Source organism: Delftia sp. 60 (assembly GCF_002754395.1).
In the GTDB taxonomy this organism is placed as follows: domain Bacteria; phylum Pseudomonadota; class Gammaproteobacteria; order Burkholderiales; family Burkholderiaceae_C; genus Comamonas; species Comamonas acidovorans.
On sequence record NZ_PEFD01000001.1, the window covers coordinates 4,493,291 to 4,511,282 of the forward strand.

At 64.9% G+C, this 17,992-nt stretch carries 17 protein-coding genes; 13 read left to right on the top strand and 4 right to left on the bottom strand.

What is annotated here, in order from left to right:
* Window positions 1-7: 7 nt before the first annotated feature.
* On the bottom strand, window positions 8-412 hold the full coding sequence (locus CLV01_RS20375; RefSeq protein ID WP_034394943.1) for a GFA family protein: 405 nt from the start codon (window positions 410-412) through the stop codon (window positions 8-10).
* A gap of 143 nt (window positions 413-555) precedes the next feature.
* Here CLV01_RS20375 and CLV01_RS20380 point away from each other — a divergent pair, with 143 nt between their 5' ends.
* The 10 genes from CLV01_RS20380 to CLV01_RS20425 all read left to right on the top strand — a co-directional run bounded on the left by CLV01_RS20380 (window position 556) and on the right by CLV01_RS20425 (window position 13,029).
* Window positions 556-903 carry a low molecular weight protein tyrosine phosphatase family protein gene (locus CLV01_RS20380; RefSeq protein WP_099733356.1) on the top strand — a complete coding sequence of 116 codons (348 nt, stop codon included), beginning with the start codon at window positions 556-558 and terminating at the stop codon, window positions 901-903.
* A gap of 165 nt (window positions 904-1,068) precedes the next feature.
* Window positions 1,069-5,157 carry a TOMM system kinase/cyclase fusion protein gene (locus CLV01_RS20385; protein WP_099733355.1) on the top strand — a complete coding sequence of 1,363 codons (4,089 nt, stop codon included), beginning with the start codon at window positions 1,069-1,071 and terminating at the stop codon, window positions 5,155-5,157.
* Between the two features lie 17 nt (window positions 5,158-5,174).
* Complete coding sequence (locus tag CLV01_RS20390; RefSeq protein ID WP_034394953.1) at window positions 5,175-5,960, top strand: BMA_0021/BMA_0022 family TOMM bacteriocin; 786 nt, start codon at window positions 5,175-5,177, stop codon at window positions 5,958-5,960.
* On the top strand, window positions 5,935-6,801 hold the full coding sequence (locus CLV01_RS20395; RefSeq protein WP_232245205.1) for a class I SAM-dependent methyltransferase: 867 nt from the start codon (window positions 5,935-5,937) through the stop codon (window positions 6,799-6,801). Before CLV01_RS20390 ends, CLV01_RS20395 begins: the two co-directional genes overlap by 26 nt.
* Entirely contained in the window at window positions 6,758-8,977 is a 2,220-nt protein-coding gene (locus CLV01_RS20400; RefSeq protein WP_099733353.1) for a TOMM precursor leader peptide-binding protein, read from the top strand. The genes CLV01_RS20395 and CLV01_RS20400 overlap by 44 nt, the downstream gene beginning before the upstream one ends.
* Before the next feature lie 119 nt (window positions 8,978-9,096).
* Window positions 9,097-10,041, top strand: a complete 945-nt coding sequence (locus CLV01_RS20405; RefSeq protein ID WP_065346240.1) for an FHA domain-containing protein — start codon at window positions 9,097-9,099, stop codon at window positions 10,039-10,041.
* A 199-nt stretch (window positions 10,042-10,240) separates the two neighbouring features.
* Window positions 10,241-10,576, top strand: coding sequence for a hypothetical protein (locus CLV01_RS20410; protein ID WP_223275358.1), 336 nt, complete (start codon window positions 10,241-10,243; stop codon window positions 10,574-10,576).
* Window positions 10,577-10,736: 160 nt separating this feature from the next.
* On the top strand, window positions 10,737-11,957 hold the full coding sequence (locus CLV01_RS20415; RefSeq protein WP_143290013.1) for an HNH endonuclease: 1,221 nt from the start codon (window positions 10,737-10,739) through the stop codon (window positions 11,955-11,957).
* A gap of 82 nt (window positions 11,958-12,039) precedes the next feature.
* Window positions 12,040-12,450, top strand: a complete 411-nt coding sequence (locus tag CLV01_RS20420; RefSeq protein ID WP_099733351.1) for a GFA family protein — start codon at window positions 12,040-12,042, stop codon at window positions 12,448-12,450.
* Between the two features lie 102 nt (window positions 12,451-12,552).
* Complete coding sequence (locus tag CLV01_RS20425; RefSeq protein WP_143290012.1) at window positions 12,553-13,029, top strand: hypothetical protein; 477 nt, start codon at window positions 12,553-12,555, stop codon at window positions 13,027-13,029.
* A 602-nt stretch (window positions 13,030-13,631) separates the two neighbouring features.
* Here CLV01_RS20425 and trhA read toward each other — a convergent pair.
* Entirely contained in the window at window positions 13,632-14,150 is a 519-nt protein-coding gene (trhA, locus tag CLV01_RS20430) for a PAQR family membrane homeostasis protein TrhA (RefSeq protein ID WP_257221427.1), read from the bottom strand.
* A gap of 297 nt (window positions 14,151-14,447) precedes the next feature.
* On the opposite strand from trhA, the gene CLV01_RS20435 reads away from it, so the two are divergent.
* From CLV01_RS20435 to CLV01_RS20445, 3 genes are all read left to right on the top strand, one after another.
* Window positions 14,448-14,861, top strand: coding sequence for a CopG family transcriptional regulator (locus CLV01_RS20435; RefSeq protein WP_013801892.1), 414 nt, complete (start codon window positions 14,448-14,450; stop codon window positions 14,859-14,861).
* 10 nt (window positions 14,862-14,871) lie between these two features.
* Window positions 14,872-15,993: an extracellular catalytic domain type 1 short-chain-length polyhydroxyalkanoate depolymerase gene (locus tag CLV01_RS20440; protein ID WP_099733349.1), complete on the top strand. Its 1,122-nt coding sequence runs from the start codon at window positions 14,872-14,874 to the stop codon at window positions 15,991-15,993.
* Between the two features lie 311 nt (window positions 15,994-16,304).
* The gene (locus tag CLV01_RS20445; RefSeq protein ID WP_013801890.1) at window positions 16,305-16,745 is read left to right on the top strand and encodes a hypothetical protein; all 441 of its coding nucleotides are present in this window, start codon (window positions 16,305-16,307) and stop codon (window positions 16,743-16,745) included.
* 36 nt (window positions 16,746-16,781) lie between these two features.
* Here the strand turns inward: CLV01_RS20445 and CLV01_RS20450 are convergent, their stop codons facing one another.
* Both CLV01_RS20450 and CLV01_RS20455 read right to left on the bottom strand, forming a co-directional pair.
* Window positions 16,782-17,261 (bottom strand): GNAT family N-acetyltransferase, encoded by a 480-nt coding sequence (locus tag CLV01_RS20450; RefSeq protein WP_099733348.1) that lies wholly within the window; start codon window positions 17,259-17,261, stop codon window positions 16,782-16,784.
* A gap of 150 nt (window positions 17,262-17,411) precedes the next feature.
* Window positions 17,412-17,849 (bottom strand): acetyltransferase, encoded by a 438-nt coding sequence (locus tag CLV01_RS20455; RefSeq protein WP_099733347.1) that lies wholly within the window; start codon window positions 17,847-17,849, stop codon window positions 17,412-17,414.
* Window positions 17,850-17,992 lie beyond the last annotated feature (143 nt).

Genomic DNA, 17,992 nt, shown 5'->3' on the forward strand with positions numbered 1-17,992 from the left:
CTGTGCCTCATTCCTGCGGGGGCGCGTATTGGGCGATGACCTCGGCCTCGGTCATGGTCGGCGTCTGGTTGGCGAAGTCGTAGTAGCCGGGCTTCTTGTCGATGTAGATCTGCGTGGCCAGCTCGAAGTCCTGCGACTCGAAGGCGCCGGCCGGCACGAAGTACTCGCCCGTGGCGTGCAGCCGGTAGTACAGGTGCGTGCCGCACTGCTTGCAGAAGGCGCGCTCGGCCCATTCGGAGGAGGCATAGGTGCCGATGTGCTCGCCGCCCTCGAACTTCACATCGGGCCCGCAATGCACCGCCAGCATGGGGCCACCGCCCCAGCGCCGGCAGTACCCACAGTGGCAGGCCCCGATTTCCCGGGCCTGGGGAGAGACAAAGCTGACTGCGCCGCAAAGACAATGACCGTTCATGGTGCGTGGACCTTTCCGTGGGTTGCAAGTAGCTGTGATTATTCACAGGTGCCGCGCATCATAGGCGATGGCGCAGCACCTGCAAACCGCGGCGCTCTACACTGCGCGCCAGTCCTCTCAACCATCCATCCCCCTTGTCAGCCATGCCCCGCAATGACAACCGCCTCAAGGTCCTCTTCGTCTGCAGCCGCAACCAGTGGCGCAGTCCCACGGCAGAGCAGGTCTGGCGCAGGCACCCTGCCTTGCAGGTGCGCTCGGGCGGCACCAGTGCGGGCGCCCGCCACCGCGTGTCGGCCGACGATGTGGCCTGGGCCGACGTGATTCTCGTGATGGAGGAAAGGCACCAGACCCGCCTCAAGGCCGATTTCGGCAGGCTGCTGGCGCAAAAGCGCGTGCATGTGCTCGATATTCCTGACGAGTACCGCTACATGGACCCCGAGCTGGTGGACATGCTGCAGACCGCCGTCAGCGCACTGCTGCAACTGGACTGAGCGCCGGACGCCACGGCGACGGCAACCATAGGCAAGCAGGTAGGCAAAAACAGTCAATTGCATTCGGACGTACGCTATAGTAACGAACGGTATCAAAAGCACGGTCTGCCGTATGACAAATGGACGACTGGATACCCTCCAGGAGGACCCCCAACCGAGGCTGAAATGCACGATGCCATCACCAACCCCACGCAAGCTGCGGTGACCCCGGTGGCGCCAGCCCCCCTGGAAATACCCGATTACGAACTGCTGGAAACCTTGGGATCGGGTGGCTACGGCACCGTCTACCGCGCGCGCCACCGGCGCACGGGTGCATCGGTGGCCATCAAGGTCGTCAGGCTCCAGGAAGGCGGCCGCCAGGTGGAGCGCTTCCACCGCGAGACCATGCTGTGCGCGTCCCTGCACCATCCGCACATCGTCCAGTTGCTGGACAAGGGCGAGCAAGGCGACTGCGTCTACGGCGTCTTCGAATATGTGCCCGGCGAGACCCTCAAAAGCCTGATCCGCCGCCAGGGCGTGCTGACTGCCGCCGAGGCCGGCCGCCTCATGGCCGAGGTGCTCGATGCGCTGGACTGCGCGCATGCCGCCGGTATCGTGCACCGCGACCTCAAGCCCGACAACGTGATGGTCACCTCCACGGGCGCCGTGCGGCACGCCATGGTTCTGGACTTCGGCATCGGCACCGTCATTCCGCAGTTTGCCGGCCCGCAGGTCTCGCAGCTCACCATGGGCGACGAGTGCCTGGGCACGCCGGCCTACAGCGCCCCCGAGCAGCTGCGCGGCGAGCCGCCCAGCGCACGCACCGACCTGTATGCCTGGGGGCTGATGTTCCTCGAATGCCTGACGGGCACGCCCGCCGTGCAGGGCGCCTCGGTGGCCGAGATCGTGCACCGCCAGCTCAGCCCGCAGGAAGTGCAGCTGCCGCCGGCCATCTCCACCCACCCCATCGCCACCTTGCTGCGCAAGGCGCTCAAGAAGCGGCCTGCGGAGCGCAGCGACTCGGCGGCGGCCCTGCTCAGGGACCTCATGCGCGTGCGGCTGGACGATCTGGTGGGCCAGTTGCCCGCCGCCGCCCAGGTGCAACAGGCGGACCTGACACGCACCGTGGCCACCACACGCGTGTTCTCCGAAGTGCGCCAGCTCACCGTGCTGTGCTGCAGCGTCTCCCTGTGGCCGGGCAGCGACATCCACGGCATGGACAGCGCGGCACGCACTGCAGGCCAGCCCTCGCAGGGGCTGAACATCGAAGACATCGAACTGCTGCAGCGCGAAGAGCTCACGCTGTTCTCCGACGTTGCCACCCGGCGCGGAGGCATGCTGGCGGGCACGCTGGGCGACCGCATGCTGGTGCTTTTCGGCTACCCGCACACCAGCGACACCGATGCCCGCCAGGCCGGCATGACGGCGCAGGAGCTGCTGACGCTCAGCCGCAGCCGCGCGGCCGCCATCGAGCAAGTCCACGGACTGCACCTCGGAATCCGCATGGGCCTGCACACCGGCATGGCCGTGGTGGTCGGCGGCGAAGCACCCTCGGGCCATGCCGTCAACGTGGCCATGCGGCTGGAGGCCATCGCCGATGCGGGCACCCTGCTGGCCAGCGAAAGCAGCCATCGCCTGCTGGCCCGCCATGCGCGCTTCGAGAAAGCCGGCAGCCTGCGCCTGCCCGGCCAGCCCACGGGCATGCAGACCTATCGCCTGGAGCTGGAGCAGCCAGCCGAGCCACTGCCAGGGCCTGTGTCCGATGCGGCCTTGCAGTGCATAGGCCGCGAACCCGAACTGCAGCGCCTGAACGACGCATGGGCGCGGGCCCGCGAAGCTGGGGGCAATGCGCTGTGGATTCGCGGCGAGCCGGGCATCGGCAAATCCTGCCTGGCCGACATGCTGCTCGTCCACGCCAGGACACAAGGTGCAAACACCGTGGTGCTGCAATGCCAGCCCGAGCACCGCAACACCGCGCTGACCCCTTTCCTGGGCCTGATACGGCAGCGGCTGGAGGCGGCCGATCCCCCGCAGGACCACCGCGAGCAGATGCGCGAAGCCCTGCGCGCCGCAGGCTGCGATGCCGAGGCCGCCCTGCCCATTCTGTGCGCCTGGCTCTCGCTGCCCCTGGGCGACTGCGAGCCCAGCCGCATCTCGGCCGTCATGCAAAGGGCGCTGCTGCTGCAGTCCACCGCGCAATGGCTGCTGCACATGTCCGAAGCCCAGCCCTTGCTGCTGGTCGTCGAAGACGTGCACTGGGCCGACCCCACCAGCATCGAACTGCTGGAGCAACTGGTAGCGCGCCTGCCCGGGCGGCGCGTGCTGCTGGTGCTCACGGCGCGGCCGCAGTGGCAGCCGCCCGAAGGCCTGCAAGCCGAGTGCGTGGACGTGCGGCGCCTGGAAGACGCACAGGCCACCGAGCTGGCCCGCCAGACGCTGGCGCCGCGCAGGCTCAGCCCCGCCGTGATCCGCCACGTGGTGGAGCGCACCGACGGCGTGCCGCTGTTCATCCAGGAAATGGCGCGCATGCTGCTGGACGCCCACCTGGTGGAGCAGGACGGCGTCTGGGACTTTCGCCATGCCGGGCTGCCGGCCGCCATTCCGCTGACCCTGCGCGACTCGCTGGTCAGCCGCTTTGACCGCATCGGCCCGCTCAAGCCGCTGCTGCAACTGGCCGCCACCATGGGCCGGCACTTCGACTTCGGCCTGCTGTGCGCCTGCGTGGAACGCCCGCAAGGCGAGGTCGAGCAGGAACTGGCGCAGCTGGGCCAGGCCGGCCTGGTCATTGCCGATGAACGTGCGGGCGCCGGCGCCTTCATGTTCCGCCACGCGCTGATCCGCGACACGGCCTACGAATGCATGCTGGCATCGCAGCGCCGGCTGCTGCACCGCGACGTGGCCCTGGCCCTGATGCAGCACCAGCCCCAGCGCGTTGCAGCAGAACCCGCAGGCGTGGCCCAGCACTGGGCAGACGCGGGCGACCATGCCCAGGCCGTGGCGCTTGCGGTGCGGCAGTTGCGCATCACGCAGCTGCGCTCGCTCAACGATGAAACCATTGCCTACGCGCGCCACATCGACGACTGGCTGCATCAGCTCCAGGGCGTGGCCCAGCGCGAGGCGCGGCTGGACGTCAACAGCTACGTGACCCAGGCGCTGATGAACAAGCACGGCTGGGCCCATGCCCAGGTGGTGGAAAGCATCGCGCTGTCGCAGGAGCTGCTGGCCGGCCCCGGCGCCAACGCGGTGGCCGACTACAAGCAGGTGCAGCACCTGTGGATGCTGATCACCTACCACCACGTGGCCAGCAACCGCGAGGAAGTGCGCCAGCTCAGCCACCGCCTGCTGGAGCAGGCCGTGCGCCAGCAGGACACGGGCGTGCTGGTGGCCGCGCAGACCTACCTGGGCCTGGCCCACTACTCCGACGGCCGATTCGAGCAGGCCGAAGAAGCGCTGACCGACGCCATCACCCGCTACGACCCCGTGGCACATGTCCACCATGCGGCCGAGTTCGGCTTCGACACGCGCGTCTGGGCCACCTGCGGGCGCGCCCTGGTGCGCTGGTTCGCCGGCTTCGACCAGGCCGCGCTGGCCGATGCGAACGACGCCGTGCGCCTGGCGCACGAGGTTTCGCACATCCCCTCCCTGAGCATGGCCCTGCTCTACCAGGCCCTGGTCCACCAGGCGCGTGGCGACAAGGAAAGCGCCTTGGCCACCACGGGCGAGCTGCTGGACATCACGGCCCGCTACGGCCTGCCCGCGTTCTCGGGCTATGCGGACATCATCCGCTGCTGGGCACTGGGTGACGGCGCAGGCAGCGCCAGCGCCGAGGGCATTGAGCGCGCCAGCGGCACGGCGCAGCTGCTCTGGGACATGGGCTGCCGCTACTGCCAGACCTACTACCGCTCCTTCGTCGCCGAAATGCTGGCGGCCAGCGGGCGCTGGGCCGAGGCCCTGGACAAGATCGACGAATGCCTGCGCCTGGCCGACGTACTGGACGAGCGGCTGCACAGCAGCGAGCTGCACCTGAAGAAGGCCCGCTTCCTGCTGGCCATGGGCGCCGACCACGCAGCCGTGCAGGACAGCCTGGCCCAGGCGGCAGGGACTGCGCGCACCGCCGGCAAGTACCGCACCGAAACCGAGGCGCTGGCCCTGTCGCAGGCCCTGGCACCCGCCAGGCCGGACGTGGCCGCGCGCCTGAGTGAGCTGGCCGCGCTGCGGCCTGAACTGTCCGTGCACCTGTCCGGGCCCCTGCCCGGCCAGGCGCATTTTTCTTGAACCGAGGATGAAGTCACATGACCACCCAGCTGCAGAATACTGAACCGTTGCTCGCATTCCGCCTTGCCTACCTGCGGGCCATCGCCCGCTCCTGGCAGGATGACGCCTACCGCCGTGACCTGCTGGGGCAGCGCGACATCCAGCCCATGCTGCACCGCGACTTCAGCCTGCCGACCCAGTGGCCCCAGGTCGATGTGTCGCTGCGCCTGAGCGACGACCCCACCCAGCGCGCCGAATGGAAGCCCGTGCTCACGGCCGGCTGGATCGGTCCTGACGATGAATTCGTCATCGTCCTGCCCCAGGCGCCCCAGACCCACGCCTCCGAAGCGCTGGCCGCCTACTACCAGCTGTTCCCCAACTTCATGGGCATCAGCACCTCGTTCGAGGAACCGAGCAACGGCACGCTCAGGGCCGCCCTGCCCACGGGCCTGGGCATCCCCGGCGGCGGCCCGGACTCGCTGCTGGCCTTTGGCGGCGTGGTGCTGCGCGCCATCGCCCTGGCCTGGCAGTCGCCCGAGTTCCACGCAGAGCTGACGCGTGACGACGGCAAGGACAAGGCCCCCGTGCTGAGCCAATGGCTGGGCTACAACAACCCGTTCAACTTCCAGGTCCGTTTCGAGACCGAGCAGGCCTTCACCTGGGATGCGGCACGCGGCGAATGGAACCTGCAGCGCGCAGACGGCACGGCCATCAAGAACGGCATCGTGCTGAACTACCCGGTGGCACCTGCCGAGCAGGACCTGTGGGCCATCGCCCTGACCTCCTACAACAACACCGGTGACGCCTACCCCTTCACCTGCTGATACGGCACCGGCGCAGCTGCAAGGGGCCACGGCCACCTTGCTGCTGACGCTGGCGGCACGTGCCCGGGCGGCAGGTCCGGCAGCTTCCTCGGAACTGCCGGACCTGCCGCCTTTTTCCGACCCCGAGGCGCGCCGCATTGCCGCCGCCCTGCCCCAGGCCAGCGAGGCCCATGCGGCCGACCCCGCCTTTGTACGCAGCGTGGTGCTGCGCTCGCAGCTGTTCGACCGGCTCACCACCGAATTTCTGACCGCCCATCCGTCCGGCCTGTGCATTGCGCTGGGTGCAGGCCTGTGCACGCGGCGCAACCGCCTGGCCCCCGAGGCCGGCACCGCACGCTGGCTGAACGTGGACCTGCCCGACGCCATCGCCCTGCGCGCGCAATACATTGCAGGCCCTGAAACCAACCTCGCCTGCTCCATCCTCGACACCTCCTGGCTGGACACCGCCGCCCTGCCCGGCAACCAGCCCGTTCTGGTGCTGCTGGAAGGCGTCTGCCCCTATCTTCCCCAGGCTGCGCTGGAGGCCATGCTGCAGCAGCTGGCCCAGCGCTTTGCCGCGCCCGGCAGCCCGCCGTGCACCGTCGTACTCGACCATGTGCACCCGGCCCTTGCGCGGCTGCCCATGCAGGTGGGCGGAATGCGCCTGCCCGTCGTCTCGGGCTTTGCGGACGGCGCGCAGATAGAGCGCATCCACCCCGCCATCCGCATCAGCCTGCAAGAGCACCTGTATGCCCGCTTCTCGCAGCAGCACCAGCTGTTCGAGACCGCCTTCCACGCCACCACCGGCCAGCACCCCTATGCCGTCGTCCGCCTTGAACTCGGAGCACCGTCTCTTGCCTGAGCCCACGGCCCCGGACCTGTTCGCCCACGCCTTTCGCTGGCACGAGAAATTCCTGCCGCCCGTGCAGCAGGGCGACCGCCTTTTGCTGGCCAGCGAACGCGACACCCTGGCCCTGGGCTCTGCCGCCGTGCTGGCGCTGAACGCCCCGCTGCAGGCCGGCACCAGCCTCATGCAGCACTGCGCCGCAGCGCCCGATGCGCCGCTTGCACAGATGCTGCACGCCCTGGGCGCCCTGCTGCGCCAGGGCCTGGTCCAGCCGGTGCTGCACAGCGACGTGAAAGGCCACCGTTATCTGCAACCGGATTTCTCGGCCCCGCCCGTGCGCCTGCAGGCATCGGAGCAGATCGACATCGTCATGCTGACTGCAGCGCTGGACAGCACAGACGCCTGCCACTGGGCCGCGGCCGTTGCCGCGGCGGCAGCCAGGCAGGTACCCGCCCCGCTCACCATCGTTTTCTGCGACGACTATCTGGACCCGCGCCTGGGCGCCATTGACGCCAACCAGCGTGCCGCAGGCCGGCCCTGGCTGCTGGTGCGGCCAACAGGCGAGCAGGCCATGGCGGGACCGCTTTTCAAACCCCAGGCAGCGGCCTGCTGGCATTGCCTCGCACACCGCTGGCAACGCAACCATCCCGCACGCGGCGGCAAGCACGGCCAGGCTCAGGACAGCGACCGCTGCCCGCCCGTGCGCGCCGGCGCCGACCTCATCGCCACGCGGCTGCAGGCCCTGCTGCCCACGGTGCAGCGCCTGCTGGCGCACACCGATGCGGCGCAAACCGTGTGGACGCTGGAGCCTGAGCAGCCCCACCCGGTGGCCACCCGCCCGCAATGCCCGCATTGCGGCACGCCAGGGCTGATGGCCCTGCGCCAGCGCGAACGCATTGCGCCAGTTCCCGGCACGCATGCCGCGCGCGCCGATGGCGGCTGGCGCAGCGTGCCGGCCGAGACCACGGTGCAGCGCCTGTCGCAGCACGTCAGCCCGCTGACCGGCGTGATTGCCCGGGTCACGCCGCTGACGGCCGAGACAGACGAAGCGCTCACCGTCTACTGCAGCGAAATCTTCAGGACACCGGCCCCCGGCAGCACCAGCCTGGCCGGCTCCGGAACACAGCTGTGCCTGGGCAAGGGCCTGTCGGCCGTGCAGGCCCGCGCCAGCGCCATGTGCGAAGCGGTGGAACGCTACGCCGCCTTCCACCAGGGCGACGAAGCCGTGGTCATCGCCCCCGCCGCCGAGCTGGACGCGCCCTGCATCGCGCCCACGGAACTGGCCCGCTTCAGCGAGCGGCAAACCGCCGGCTTTGCCACCGACAAGCCACCGCATGCCGTGGCCCCCAGCACCGGCCAGGGCGAGCCCCTGTGGTGGGCTCCCGCCTGGTCCCTGACCGCCGATGCGCGCCGCTACCTGCCGCTGGCCTTCTGCCTGGCCCATGCGCCCGCGCAAAGCCAGCACCACGTGGGCTGGACCTCCAACGGCTGCGCGGCCGGCAACACGCGGGAAGAGGCCATCCTCCAGGGCTTCATGGAACTGGTGGAACGCGACGCCGCCGCCATCTGGTGGTACGGCCAGATCCGCAGGCCCGCCATTGCGCTGCAAGGCATCGACCAGGCCACGCGCCAGCGCCTGGACCGCAGTTGCGGCCCGCAATGGTCGTACTGGCTGCTGGACATCACGCATGACTTCGGCATACCCGTGGTCGTCTCCGTGGGCCGCCACGCTGACACCGGCCAATGGGCCGTGGGCTTTGGCTGCAGCCTGGACCGCGCCCTGGCCTGCGAACGCGCCCTCACCGAAATCAGCCAGCTGATCGCGGCCGGCAAAAGCTTTGCCGTGCCCGAGCCACTGCAGGCCTTCCTGCACCCTGCGGACAGCGCCGATGCGCCGCCGCAACAGCCTGCGCCTCTGTCTGGGCACACGCCGGACACCACGCCGCCAGACATTGCCCAGGCCATCGCGCGCTGCGTGGACATCGCACGCGGCCTGGGCCTGGAAACCATCGTCTACGACCACTCGCGCCCCGACATCCCTCTGCAAACCGTCAAAGTCGCGATTCCCGGCCTGTGCCATATCTGGCCGGAACTGGGCAATCCACGGCTGCGCAACGTACCCGTGGCCCTGGGCTGGCGCAGCCGGCCGCTGCAGGAATCCGAACTGAATCCGCAGGCTCTGTACGTTTGACAAACTGAAAAGCGCAGCGGGCATGTACTCTCTCAGCTTGGCAACAGGCTGCCGGCTCCGGGCCAATGCGCCCCCAGCCCACCCCCTGTTCACACAAGCCCCAAGGAGAATTCGAGGCGATGGCCCTCTTTCGTAACCAACTCGACGGCCGCATCGTCGTGCTGCGGCCCCTGCATACCTTCGGCCGCCATCCTTCGGTCTGCCAGACCGTCATGAAGGCGCCCGACGTCTCCCAGGTCCACGCACTGTTCCGCTGGAACCGGCAGACCTGGGAAATCGTGGACCAGAGCCGCAACGGCACCATGCTCAACGGCGTGCGCCTGGTCGCCGGCCGCTGGACCGTTTTGGCGGTGGGCGCCAAGCTCAGCATGGGCGAAGGCGCAGAAGCGGCCTGGACCGTGGAAGACCTGGGACCTCCCATCACCTGCCTGAGCCCCGGCCCGGGACTGCCCCAGGACGGCCCCCTGGCCCTGAACCCGCGCGGCACCCTGCTGCCTGACGCGCAGGAGCCCGAAGCCAACGTCTTCTTCGAGGACGGCCGCTGGCTACAGGAGTCCGGCGACGGCACCGAGCCCCTGGTGGACGGTGCCATGATCCACACCTCCGCAGGCAGCTGGGAATTCGTGCAATGCGACGACCTGGAATCCACGCGGGAAAGCAGCTTCGACCCGCGTGCGCCCAAGCCGCCGGAAGTGTCCTTTCGCTTCACCGTCAGCCAGAACGAAGAGCACGCCAGCCTGACCGTCATGAGCGACGGCAAGCCCATTGCGCTGGGCGAACGCATACACCACTACACCCTTGTCACCCTGGCCCGCGTGCGCCAGCAGGACGCAGAAAAAGGCCTGGCCCCCGCAAGCCAGGGCTGGATAGAACTGGATGCGCTCTCACGCATGCTGGGCGTGGAGCCATCGTACGTGAACATCCAGATCTTCCGCGCCAAGCACCAGATCCTCAGCGCCCTGCCCGAATGCGCTGCCTCGCCCGCCCTGGTGGAGCGGCGGCGCGGCAGCCTGCGCTTCGGGGACTTTGCGTTCGAGATCGAAGGCGGGGCGCGCAGCGCCTGAACGGCGAACTGCAACGGAGAACGGCAGGCACACGGTGCATCGCTCGCCGCATGTAATCAGCTGTAATTTTCTTGTTGTGCACACGTGAATAAAGTGGGAACCGGTTCTTGCCGCCTGCGGTGCGAACCCTCTCACCCTCCTCCCGGACCGGGTTGCCCGAGTCCACTGGCGCACCTGGAAGACGCAAATGAGCATGGACATGCGACGTGTACTGTTGATCCCCGCCAGCGCGCGGCCTGTTGACCCTGGCCTGGCCAGCCTTTCCATGGACGCACAGGTCTGGGAAAACGGCTATCCCCTGGTCGTAGGCAAGGCCCGCCACGGCCTGCTGCAGGACTTCTGGCGGCACTACTACGGCGAATCCGCCGCCATGTTCGTGGCCTCCGACCAGTTGCTGGAACTGCACAACGACATCATGGCCGCCATCCCCGCCTGCGTGGGCGAGATGCCCGTGCTGCGCTTTCTCAACGATCTCGGAAGAATGTGCCTGCAGGCGCATGGGGACGGCAGCGGGCTGCAGGTCATCGGCGACTGACGAAACGGATGACTCCTGGGGTTGCCTCGCATCCCTGTCGCGGCATTGGGGCGCATGCACAATTGCATGCGCCTTTTTTCGTTTATGCCTCTCACCACAGATACCAAGTTTGCTGTGTGAATAAGGTGTCGGCCCAAAACAATCAAAAGAAGGAAAACAAGTGAATTCTGATGAGGCATGGAGCCGACTCAACACGGTGACCGATATGACCATGCGTCGCTGGACTGCGGTCCGGCCGGGCTACAAGAGCTTCAAGCTGGAACGCCAGGGCGACGCTGAACATGCTGTTTATCAAATCATCATCACAGACACAGGCCGTGAACCTCGATGGTTTGACAGAGCGCGGTTCAACGCATTTTGGAAGCTCTGGACTGAAGGCAGGCGCAACCCCAACGACTATCGAAACACTGGTCCGGCCGGAGGTCTGTACAAGCACGCCTACTACATGTTGCCGATCGCTGCGGCGTTGGAAACGGGTAGAGATACTCCAGAGACTGAACTTAAACGCGAGTTCAAATACGGAGAAAAACAGACATGGCAAATGGCTGTGGATGCACTGAGAGCCTTGGGCGGAACCGCAACGATTCCCGAAGTCGAGCAGTACCTCTCAATTCGACATCCCAGCTTCAACCTGAAAAATGTACGCCCTGACCTTGATCTGGTCTCTGTGAACGCCTTTTCTCGAGCAAACTGGTCTCCAAACCAGAAGGCGCGGGTAATCGACGGCGCCAACTCTTTCGACCTCTTGTTCGTCGAGACGCTAGGCATCCGCACATACACGTTCTACGAACCTGAAGTCCATGGCATTTGGGAACTGGCCGCTGTGCCTGGTGACACTAAACTGCGCCCGCAACGCCTAGATATTCAGCCGACTGAAGCAGCGCTTGATGCTCTGCGAGACGAGCTCGAAAGCGAAGATGAGTTCGATCCAGACGACGACACTGATGCACGAAAAAAAACGTTAGGAGCCATTGCCCGAAGGCAGGGCCAAATGGGCTTCAGAAAGTCGCTGCTGAAGGCATACGCTGGACGCTGCGCGTTCACCGGTTGCGATGTCGAGCAGGCACTCGAAGCTGCGCACATCAGGCCATATTTGGGGGCACACACCAACGTAGTAGTGAATGGTCTGCTACTGCGGTCGGATCTTCACACCCTGTTCGACTTGCGTTTGGTACGCATCAACCCTGGTGACCTAAAGATTGAGGTTTCAACAAAGTTGAAAGGTGACTACTATCAGGCGATTGCCGGAAAAATCTTGAGGCTTCCCCTGACCAATGCTGAGCGACCCAGCTTAGCGGCGTTGAATTGGCACTGGAATGCTTGCGCTCTGAATTTCCCTGCAGACTGCATCAAGGATCCAGTCGCCAAAGTCATCGGTTGATGCAGCGATCTCTCTGAGACCTGTGCGGCAAACATGGCCTATACCAAATGGCAACCGTATCGTTTTTCTTTTCCGCCACGCCATGATTGACACCTGCGCCCACACAAGCCCCATTGCCCTTCCCCTGACCGGCAGCTGCCTGTGCGGCGCCATCGCCTATGAACTGCGGTCCAGCCCCAAGGCCGTCTCGCACTGCCACTGCCGCATCTGCCAGAAGGCCCACGGTGCCGCATTCGCCACCTACGGCAGCGTGCCGACAAAGGACCTTGTCTTCACCCAGGGCCAGGAGCAATTGCGCTCCTTTGCCTCATCGCCCGGCATCACGCGCTGCTTTTGCCAGCAATGCGGCTCATCGCTGACGTGGCACAGCGCGCATTACGCGGAGGGCGCCTGGATCTCTGTTGCTTTGGCCACGCTGGATTCGGAGTTGGTGGTGGGTGGGCAGCGGCATGTGAATCGGGGGGTGGGGATGGGGTGGGTGGACTGGGAATAGGTTGATTAAACGGCTGGTTTCGGTTGTGACTTCAACCGACCATTCGCGGTATAGGCAGAATCCACGCCTGCAAACTGGCATTCGAAGCGAGCATTGGACCTCGTGAAACACACCACCTATTTCCAGATTGAGCCATCGGCAGTTGCGCTGGTCACATTCCCATCAGTCCTCACGGCGGAAGAGGCGGACATGCTTCTGCAGCCGGTGCTGACAAGCAGGTGCTGGTCAGACAGGTCGGCGTGGCGCCAAGAGGCGGTTGCTATGGCGGTGAAACTGCTCTACCTTGCGCGCGTCCGTGAGTACGAATTCCTGTCCTCCTCTCTCGACGCCCATCGTGTTCTCGGCTCCGACGCCATCACCATTCAGGTGTTTGACCGCTGGTGGACTCTTCATGAGATGCCGTGGGAAGAGCCGTCCGAGCATTGGGAAGCCTACTTGGCCACGGTCTCGGACAAAGTTGGGGTGACTGGCGACGTTGCCGTTGACGATTTGCTCCGCGTCATCTCGCAGCGCCAAGCGGCCCAGCGGCGGACTTGGGGCGGCCAAGGGCCGACGGTCGATGTTTTTCCGGAGGCATAGGAATCAGGATGTTTGAGGCGACCCAAGAGATGCTTGAGGCGGCGCGTAGTGAGCTGGCAAGTCAGCCTCCCGCAACAGCCTTGCGAAAAGGTCGCGCGCCGCTTCCAACTTTCAAGGACAGACTTGGCGTGGCTCGCCGTGAACGTTTTCGAGAATGCCATGACGCCAGAGGTTCAAGCAATTTGGCATTGGAACCTAGTCGAGAACGGCCGTGGACACAACGACACGGAGCTCAACGACATGCTCTCCAGCCTAGTCTTCCGCGTCTCGTAAGTTCGGCTATCGGCCAGGAGCGGTCCTCACAGACATCCCGGTAGATGACGGCTTCAGGCTGGGTACGGTCGTTCGCCGTTCCAAAGCGAATGTCAGCGGCTGCCGGAACCGGTCATTGACCTTCCTCATGCGAAGCGATTCCCCTCGCCGCCGACAACTCTCAGTCGGCATCTGTAGCCAGCCCGATCATTGCGGCCAAAGCGGATCGAGGATGGCTGCCCACACAAAGTGCTTGTGAACCCGCTGATGCTGGCATCCCCTTGATCTTTCCGCTATTGAATGTGCGAGAAAACGGCCAGCGGGGTGTCGAAGCCATGAATGGCAGGCGGTCAGGCGAGCAAACCGGCTACCGCAACGGTATGGCAGGCGCTGCCGGCAACCACGAACAGATGCCAGATGCCGTGCGCGTGGCGCATGCTCGCCAGACGACGGTAGAACACCGTTCCTGCCGAATAGAGCAGTCCGCCGGCGAGCAGCCAGGCCAGGGTCTGCGCACCATGGCGAAAGGCCACCGGCACCGCGCCCCCCAAGCTGAGCCAGCCAAGGCTGATGTACAGGGACAGGCGCGGCGGCGAATCGAAACCCAGTGCACGTATCGCACCCTGGAATGCGAGCCCCCATACGCCGCCAAGCAGCAGCCAAGCCCACAAGCCAGGGGGCGCCATCAAGGCAAAGGGCGTGTGGCTGCCGGCAATCAGCAGGTAAATGCAGGCGTGGTCGACGCGCTGCCAGAAACGCTTGCGCACCCCGGTACAGCCATGAAAGAGGGCCGATGCGCCAAACAGCGCCGCCAGAGACAGGCCAAACACCACAGCGCCCACAATCTTGCGCGCATCGCCGCCGGACACCGTTTCGCAGATGACTCCAGGTATTGAACCGTTCGCCGGGCCGGCCCCAAACGCAAGGGCCGTGCGGCGAGCCTGCCTGCAAATCTTGCATGGAGCCTCCTGGCGCATGGCTGAGCAACGCCGGGCACGGTGGCCCGGCCCGGCCACCCTACGGCCCAGACGTGACAGGGCAATGATGGCAACGGACACGCTGGAGAGCCCGTCCACCGGACACCACACGACGTGCAGCGCCAAATTGAAACATCAGGCCTTGAAACCATCCTCAAACCATCCATATGGATGGCATAAGGATGTTCCATGGCCACTACCACCTCCACCCCTCGCGTGAGCGAATCCGAGAAGCTCACCATCAATCTGGGCTATGTCGACCTGGGCCAAATCGACCTGCTGGTCGCCGAAGGCTTCTACGCAAACCGCAGTGATTTCATCCGTACAGCGATACGCAATCACCTGCGCAGCCACGCGGACGCGTTGCAACAGGTCGTCGCCCGCAAGATGCTGGTCCTGGGTATGCAGCATTTCTCCCAGGCCGATCTCATGCGGGTGCAGGCTGCCGGGGAAAAGCTGCAGATCCGGGTGCTGGGCTTGGCCAGCATCGCGCAGGACGTGCCTGCGCAGCTGGCCGCAGAAACCATCGAATCCATCACGGTGCTGGGAGCGCTCCAGGCCAGCCCCGCCGTTCGTGCCGCTCTGGCCGGCCGCATTACCTGAGAACCACTCCATGAAACAGCTTTTTCACGACATGCTGGGCGAGGCTACACGCCTGACGCGCACTGGCAATTTGCTGGAAGCAACCGAGCTGATTCAGCGCACGTTGCGAGGCGAAAGCGCGCCCGCACCTGCGCCCGCGCCCCACGGCAAGACAGCCGCAACCAGTCACAGGGAAGAAGGCTGGATCGTCGATGCCGAAGCCCGTTTCATCGACGATGCTCCCGAACTCGCCGTGCCTGCGGGCTCATCGCAGGCAGACACCTGCAGCGACGAGCAATGGCTGCGCGGCAGCTACTCGCACGGAGGCCGGCAGCTGGCCTATCGGCTGTATGTGCCGCCAGGCAGTGCACTTGAAGCGGGGCCTCGGCCGCTCGTCCTCATGCTGCACGGTTGCACCCAAGGGCCGGAAGACTTCGCCGCCGGCACGCGCATGAATGAGCAGGCACGCAGGGCTGGTGTATTGGTGCTCTATCCCGAACAAACACAGCATGCGAACTCGCAAAAATGCTGGAACTGGTTCAAGGCCCAGCATCAGCAGCGGGGCCGGGGCGAGCCAGCACTGCTGGCGGGCCTCACACGCCAGATGGTGGCTGACCATGGCGCGGACGCATCGCGTGTCTATGTCGCCGGACTATCGGCTGGAGGTGCAATGGCGGACATATTGGGACGCACCTATCCTGAGCTGTTCGCCGCCGTGGGCGTGCATTCGGGCTTGCCCGCCGGTGCTGCGTCCAATCTGCCATCAGCCCTCGAGGCGATGCGAAGAGGCGCAGCATCAGGCTCGGCCAGCGGTCCCAGCGTGTGTCCGGTGATCGTGTTTCACGGCGATGCCGACACGACGGTGCACCACGACAACGGCGCGGCCGTGGTGAATGCTGCACGCAGCGCGCAAAGTCCCCAAGGCGCACCTCGCGTCATCCAGGGCCATGCGCCGAACCGCCAGCGATTCACCCGCTCTGCCTATGTCGCGGCCGACGGAAGTACCGCCATTGAACACTGGCAACTGCATGGCGCAGGCCACGCATGGTCCGGCGGCAGCTCAGAGGGCAGCTACACCACGCCAGGAGGAATCGACGCCAGCGCCGAGATGCTGCGCTTCTTCCTCTCGCACAAGCGTGCTCACGGCTGCTGACGCGCGGCACCGGCAGCGAGCTCGCGAGGAGGCCCTGGGCGGCAGCAACCGCTGCGGAGCAGCCGGCAGCTGCAGATTTCCGAACACTGGTCTCAGGCTGAGAGCTGGACGCAGGAGCTTCAACATCGAACATCGGCGGCGATCAACAGTTGAACTTGATGGTCGCTGGCTGCAATCTCCAAGAATCGGCGTCCACCTCGGCCCGGCCCCTTGGCGACGATTCACCGTGCCATCAGGCAAAATCCGGAACATCGGGAAAGCTTGGCGTCAGGTCTGCCGGGAAGCCCAACTTGAAGAATGGAACAGTATCAATGGCACTGACGAAGAAGGGCGAGTTCTGGTACGGAACAACTTCCGGCGACACCCAAGCCGAGCTGCGCAGCTACAGCATTGCGAATCTTCATGAGGCCGTCCGGTTTGCCTCGTCCAAATGCGATTGCGGGTGCCGGACTTTTGCGCTGCAGACAGATGAAGAAGCCGGCGTGGCCATCCGCACCTGCACCGACTGCGGGCAGGAACACCTGATGGGCGACAGCGCGGAATATGTTGAAGAGGCCACCCCCGAGGCACACGAGTGCGTGTGCGAGAACGAGACGTTCGAACTGATGTCCGGCGTCTCCGTGTACGAGGGCACACACGACGTGCGCTGGTACTACATCGCTTGCCACTGCGTGGAATGCAATCTGGTTGGAGTCTTCGCAGACTGGAAGTGTGAAGCGGGTGATGCGGCGGCCTTCCTCGCCAAGGTATGAGCGCGCGGGATCAAGACGCGCTGCTCAAATATCTGGTCAAGCGGGTTTGCCGGGTGCATGCAGGCGATAGCGCAAAAAACGAGTCCCCTCGATATCCAATGCGCCATCTGGCCGAAATCCCAGCTTGAGAATCCCTTTTATTCTGGTTCTTGAAGGTGGCAGCAAAATCGTGATGGAGTTCAGCCCCAAGCCAGTGAATGCACGTTTCACTATCTCTTGATAGATGACCTTGCCACTTCCCCAGAACTTGGGGTGAAGCACCAAAGCGAGGTCAGCATCACCTTCCTCGTACTGCAAGCCGCCCCAGCCGGCAAATTGCTGATCAATTTCAAACGCCCACGGCCCATAGCCGTATTGCTGCCACTGGGCATCTTTTTTCTGAGCCCATTCATTTGCTTTCGCCAGGTCGAAATCCGCAATTCCAAGCGGCATTTGTCGCAGCACATCTGGATTGTTGTTCAGCGAAACAATTTGAGCCGGATCAACTTCAGTGAGCCGCTTAAATTTCAAATTCATGCCTGTATCTGGTTGTCTATCCATCAAATTAAAAGCGTACAAAACGGTGGTTGCCGACCGTGTATCTGAGCATCAACCAAGGGGCAGCAGTCCACAGTAAGGGGTTGCTGCTGCAAGGCAGGCCCCATGCGAGCTGCGGCTTGGCTCCAGCTAGCCCTGGTGTCGCAGGTGAATAAGAGGATAAGGGCGTCCTTGGGAATCCACCTGCGAACGTCCAGTTTCAACGAACCCCATCCGTTGATAGAAGCCAACCGCTTGGGAGTTCTGCATGTTGACGTCTGTGCTCAATGCCCCGTGCAGCGCCAATCCATGCTGCAACAACTTGCGGCCAATGCCGGTGCCGCGGACATCCGGATCGATGAACAGCGCCTCCATGTGCGTGCCATCGATCATCATGAAGCCATGGGGCTGGTCATGTTCATCGACAGCAACAGTCACTGGTGCATGAGGCAGAAACTCGACCACTTCGGCATCAATGGCCTTTCGATCATCGGGACTGAGAAAGTGATGGGTGGCGTCTACGGAACGCCGCCAAAGGTCAACCAGAGCGGCACCATCTTCAGGACGTGATGTGCGGAGTGTGTACATGGCAACTTTGCAAATGATTCAGCTTGCGTGAAGTATGACGGTACACACCCGCTAAGTCGTCGCGGCCCCCGTTGTACACACTGAACGGCGGCGCTGTTTCGGCAGCGCCTATGCGTGGGTCGCAATAGGAAACTTTGCGGAGC

What these genes read in the sequence shown, in the direction of transcription:
- CLV01_RS20375 (WP_034394943.1), bottom strand. Translation starts at nt 412, where the DNA reads ATGAACGGTCATTGTCTTTGCGGCGCAGTCAGCTTTGTCTCTCCCCAG.
- CLV01_RS20380 (WP_099733356.1), top strand. Translation starts at nt 556, where the DNA reads ATGCCCCGCAATGACAACCGCCTCAAGGTCCTCTTCGTCTGCAGCCGC.
- CLV01_RS20385 (WP_099733355.1), top strand. Translation starts at nt 1,069, where the DNA reads ATGCACGATGCCATCACCAACCCCACGCAAGCTGCGGTGACCCCGGTG.
- CLV01_RS20390 (WP_034394953.1), top strand. Translation starts at nt 5,175, where the DNA reads ATGACCACCCAGCTGCAGAATACTGAACCGTTGCTCGCATTCCGCCTT.
- CLV01_RS20400 (WP_099733353.1), top strand. Translation starts at nt 6,758, where the DNA reads ATGCCGTCGTCCGCCTTGAACTCGGAGCACCGTCTCTTGCCTGAGCCC.
- CLV01_RS20405 (WP_065346240.1), top strand. Translation starts at nt 9,097, where the DNA reads ATGGCCCTCTTTCGTAACCAACTCGACGGCCGCATCGTCGTGCTGCGG.
- CLV01_RS20410 (WP_223275358.1), top strand. Translation starts at nt 10,241, where the DNA reads ATGCGACGTGTACTGTTGATCCCCGCCAGCGCGCGGCCTGTTGACCCT.
- CLV01_RS20420 (WP_099733351.1), top strand. Translation starts at nt 12,040, where the DNA reads ATGATTGACACCTGCGCCCACACAAGCCCCATTGCCCTTCCCCTGACC.
- CLV01_RS20435 (WP_013801892.1), top strand. Translation starts at nt 14,448, where the DNA reads ATGGCCACTACCACCTCCACCCCTCGCGTGAGCGAATCCGAGAAGCTC.
- CLV01_RS20440 (WP_099733349.1), top strand. Translation starts at nt 14,872, where the DNA reads ATGAAACAGCTTTTTCACGACATGCTGGGCGAGGCTACACGCCTGACG.
- CLV01_RS20445 (WP_013801890.1), top strand. Translation starts at nt 16,305, where the DNA reads ATGGCACTGACGAAGAAGGGCGAGTTCTGGTACGGAACAACTTCCGGC.
- CLV01_RS20450 (WP_099733348.1), bottom strand. Translation starts at nt 17,261, where the DNA reads ATGAATTTGAAATTTAAGCGGCTCACTGAAGTTGATCCGGCTCAAATT.
- CLV01_RS20455 (WP_099733347.1), bottom strand. Translation starts at nt 17,849, where the DNA reads ATGTACACACTCCGCACATCACGTCCTGAAGATGGTGCCGCTCTGGTT.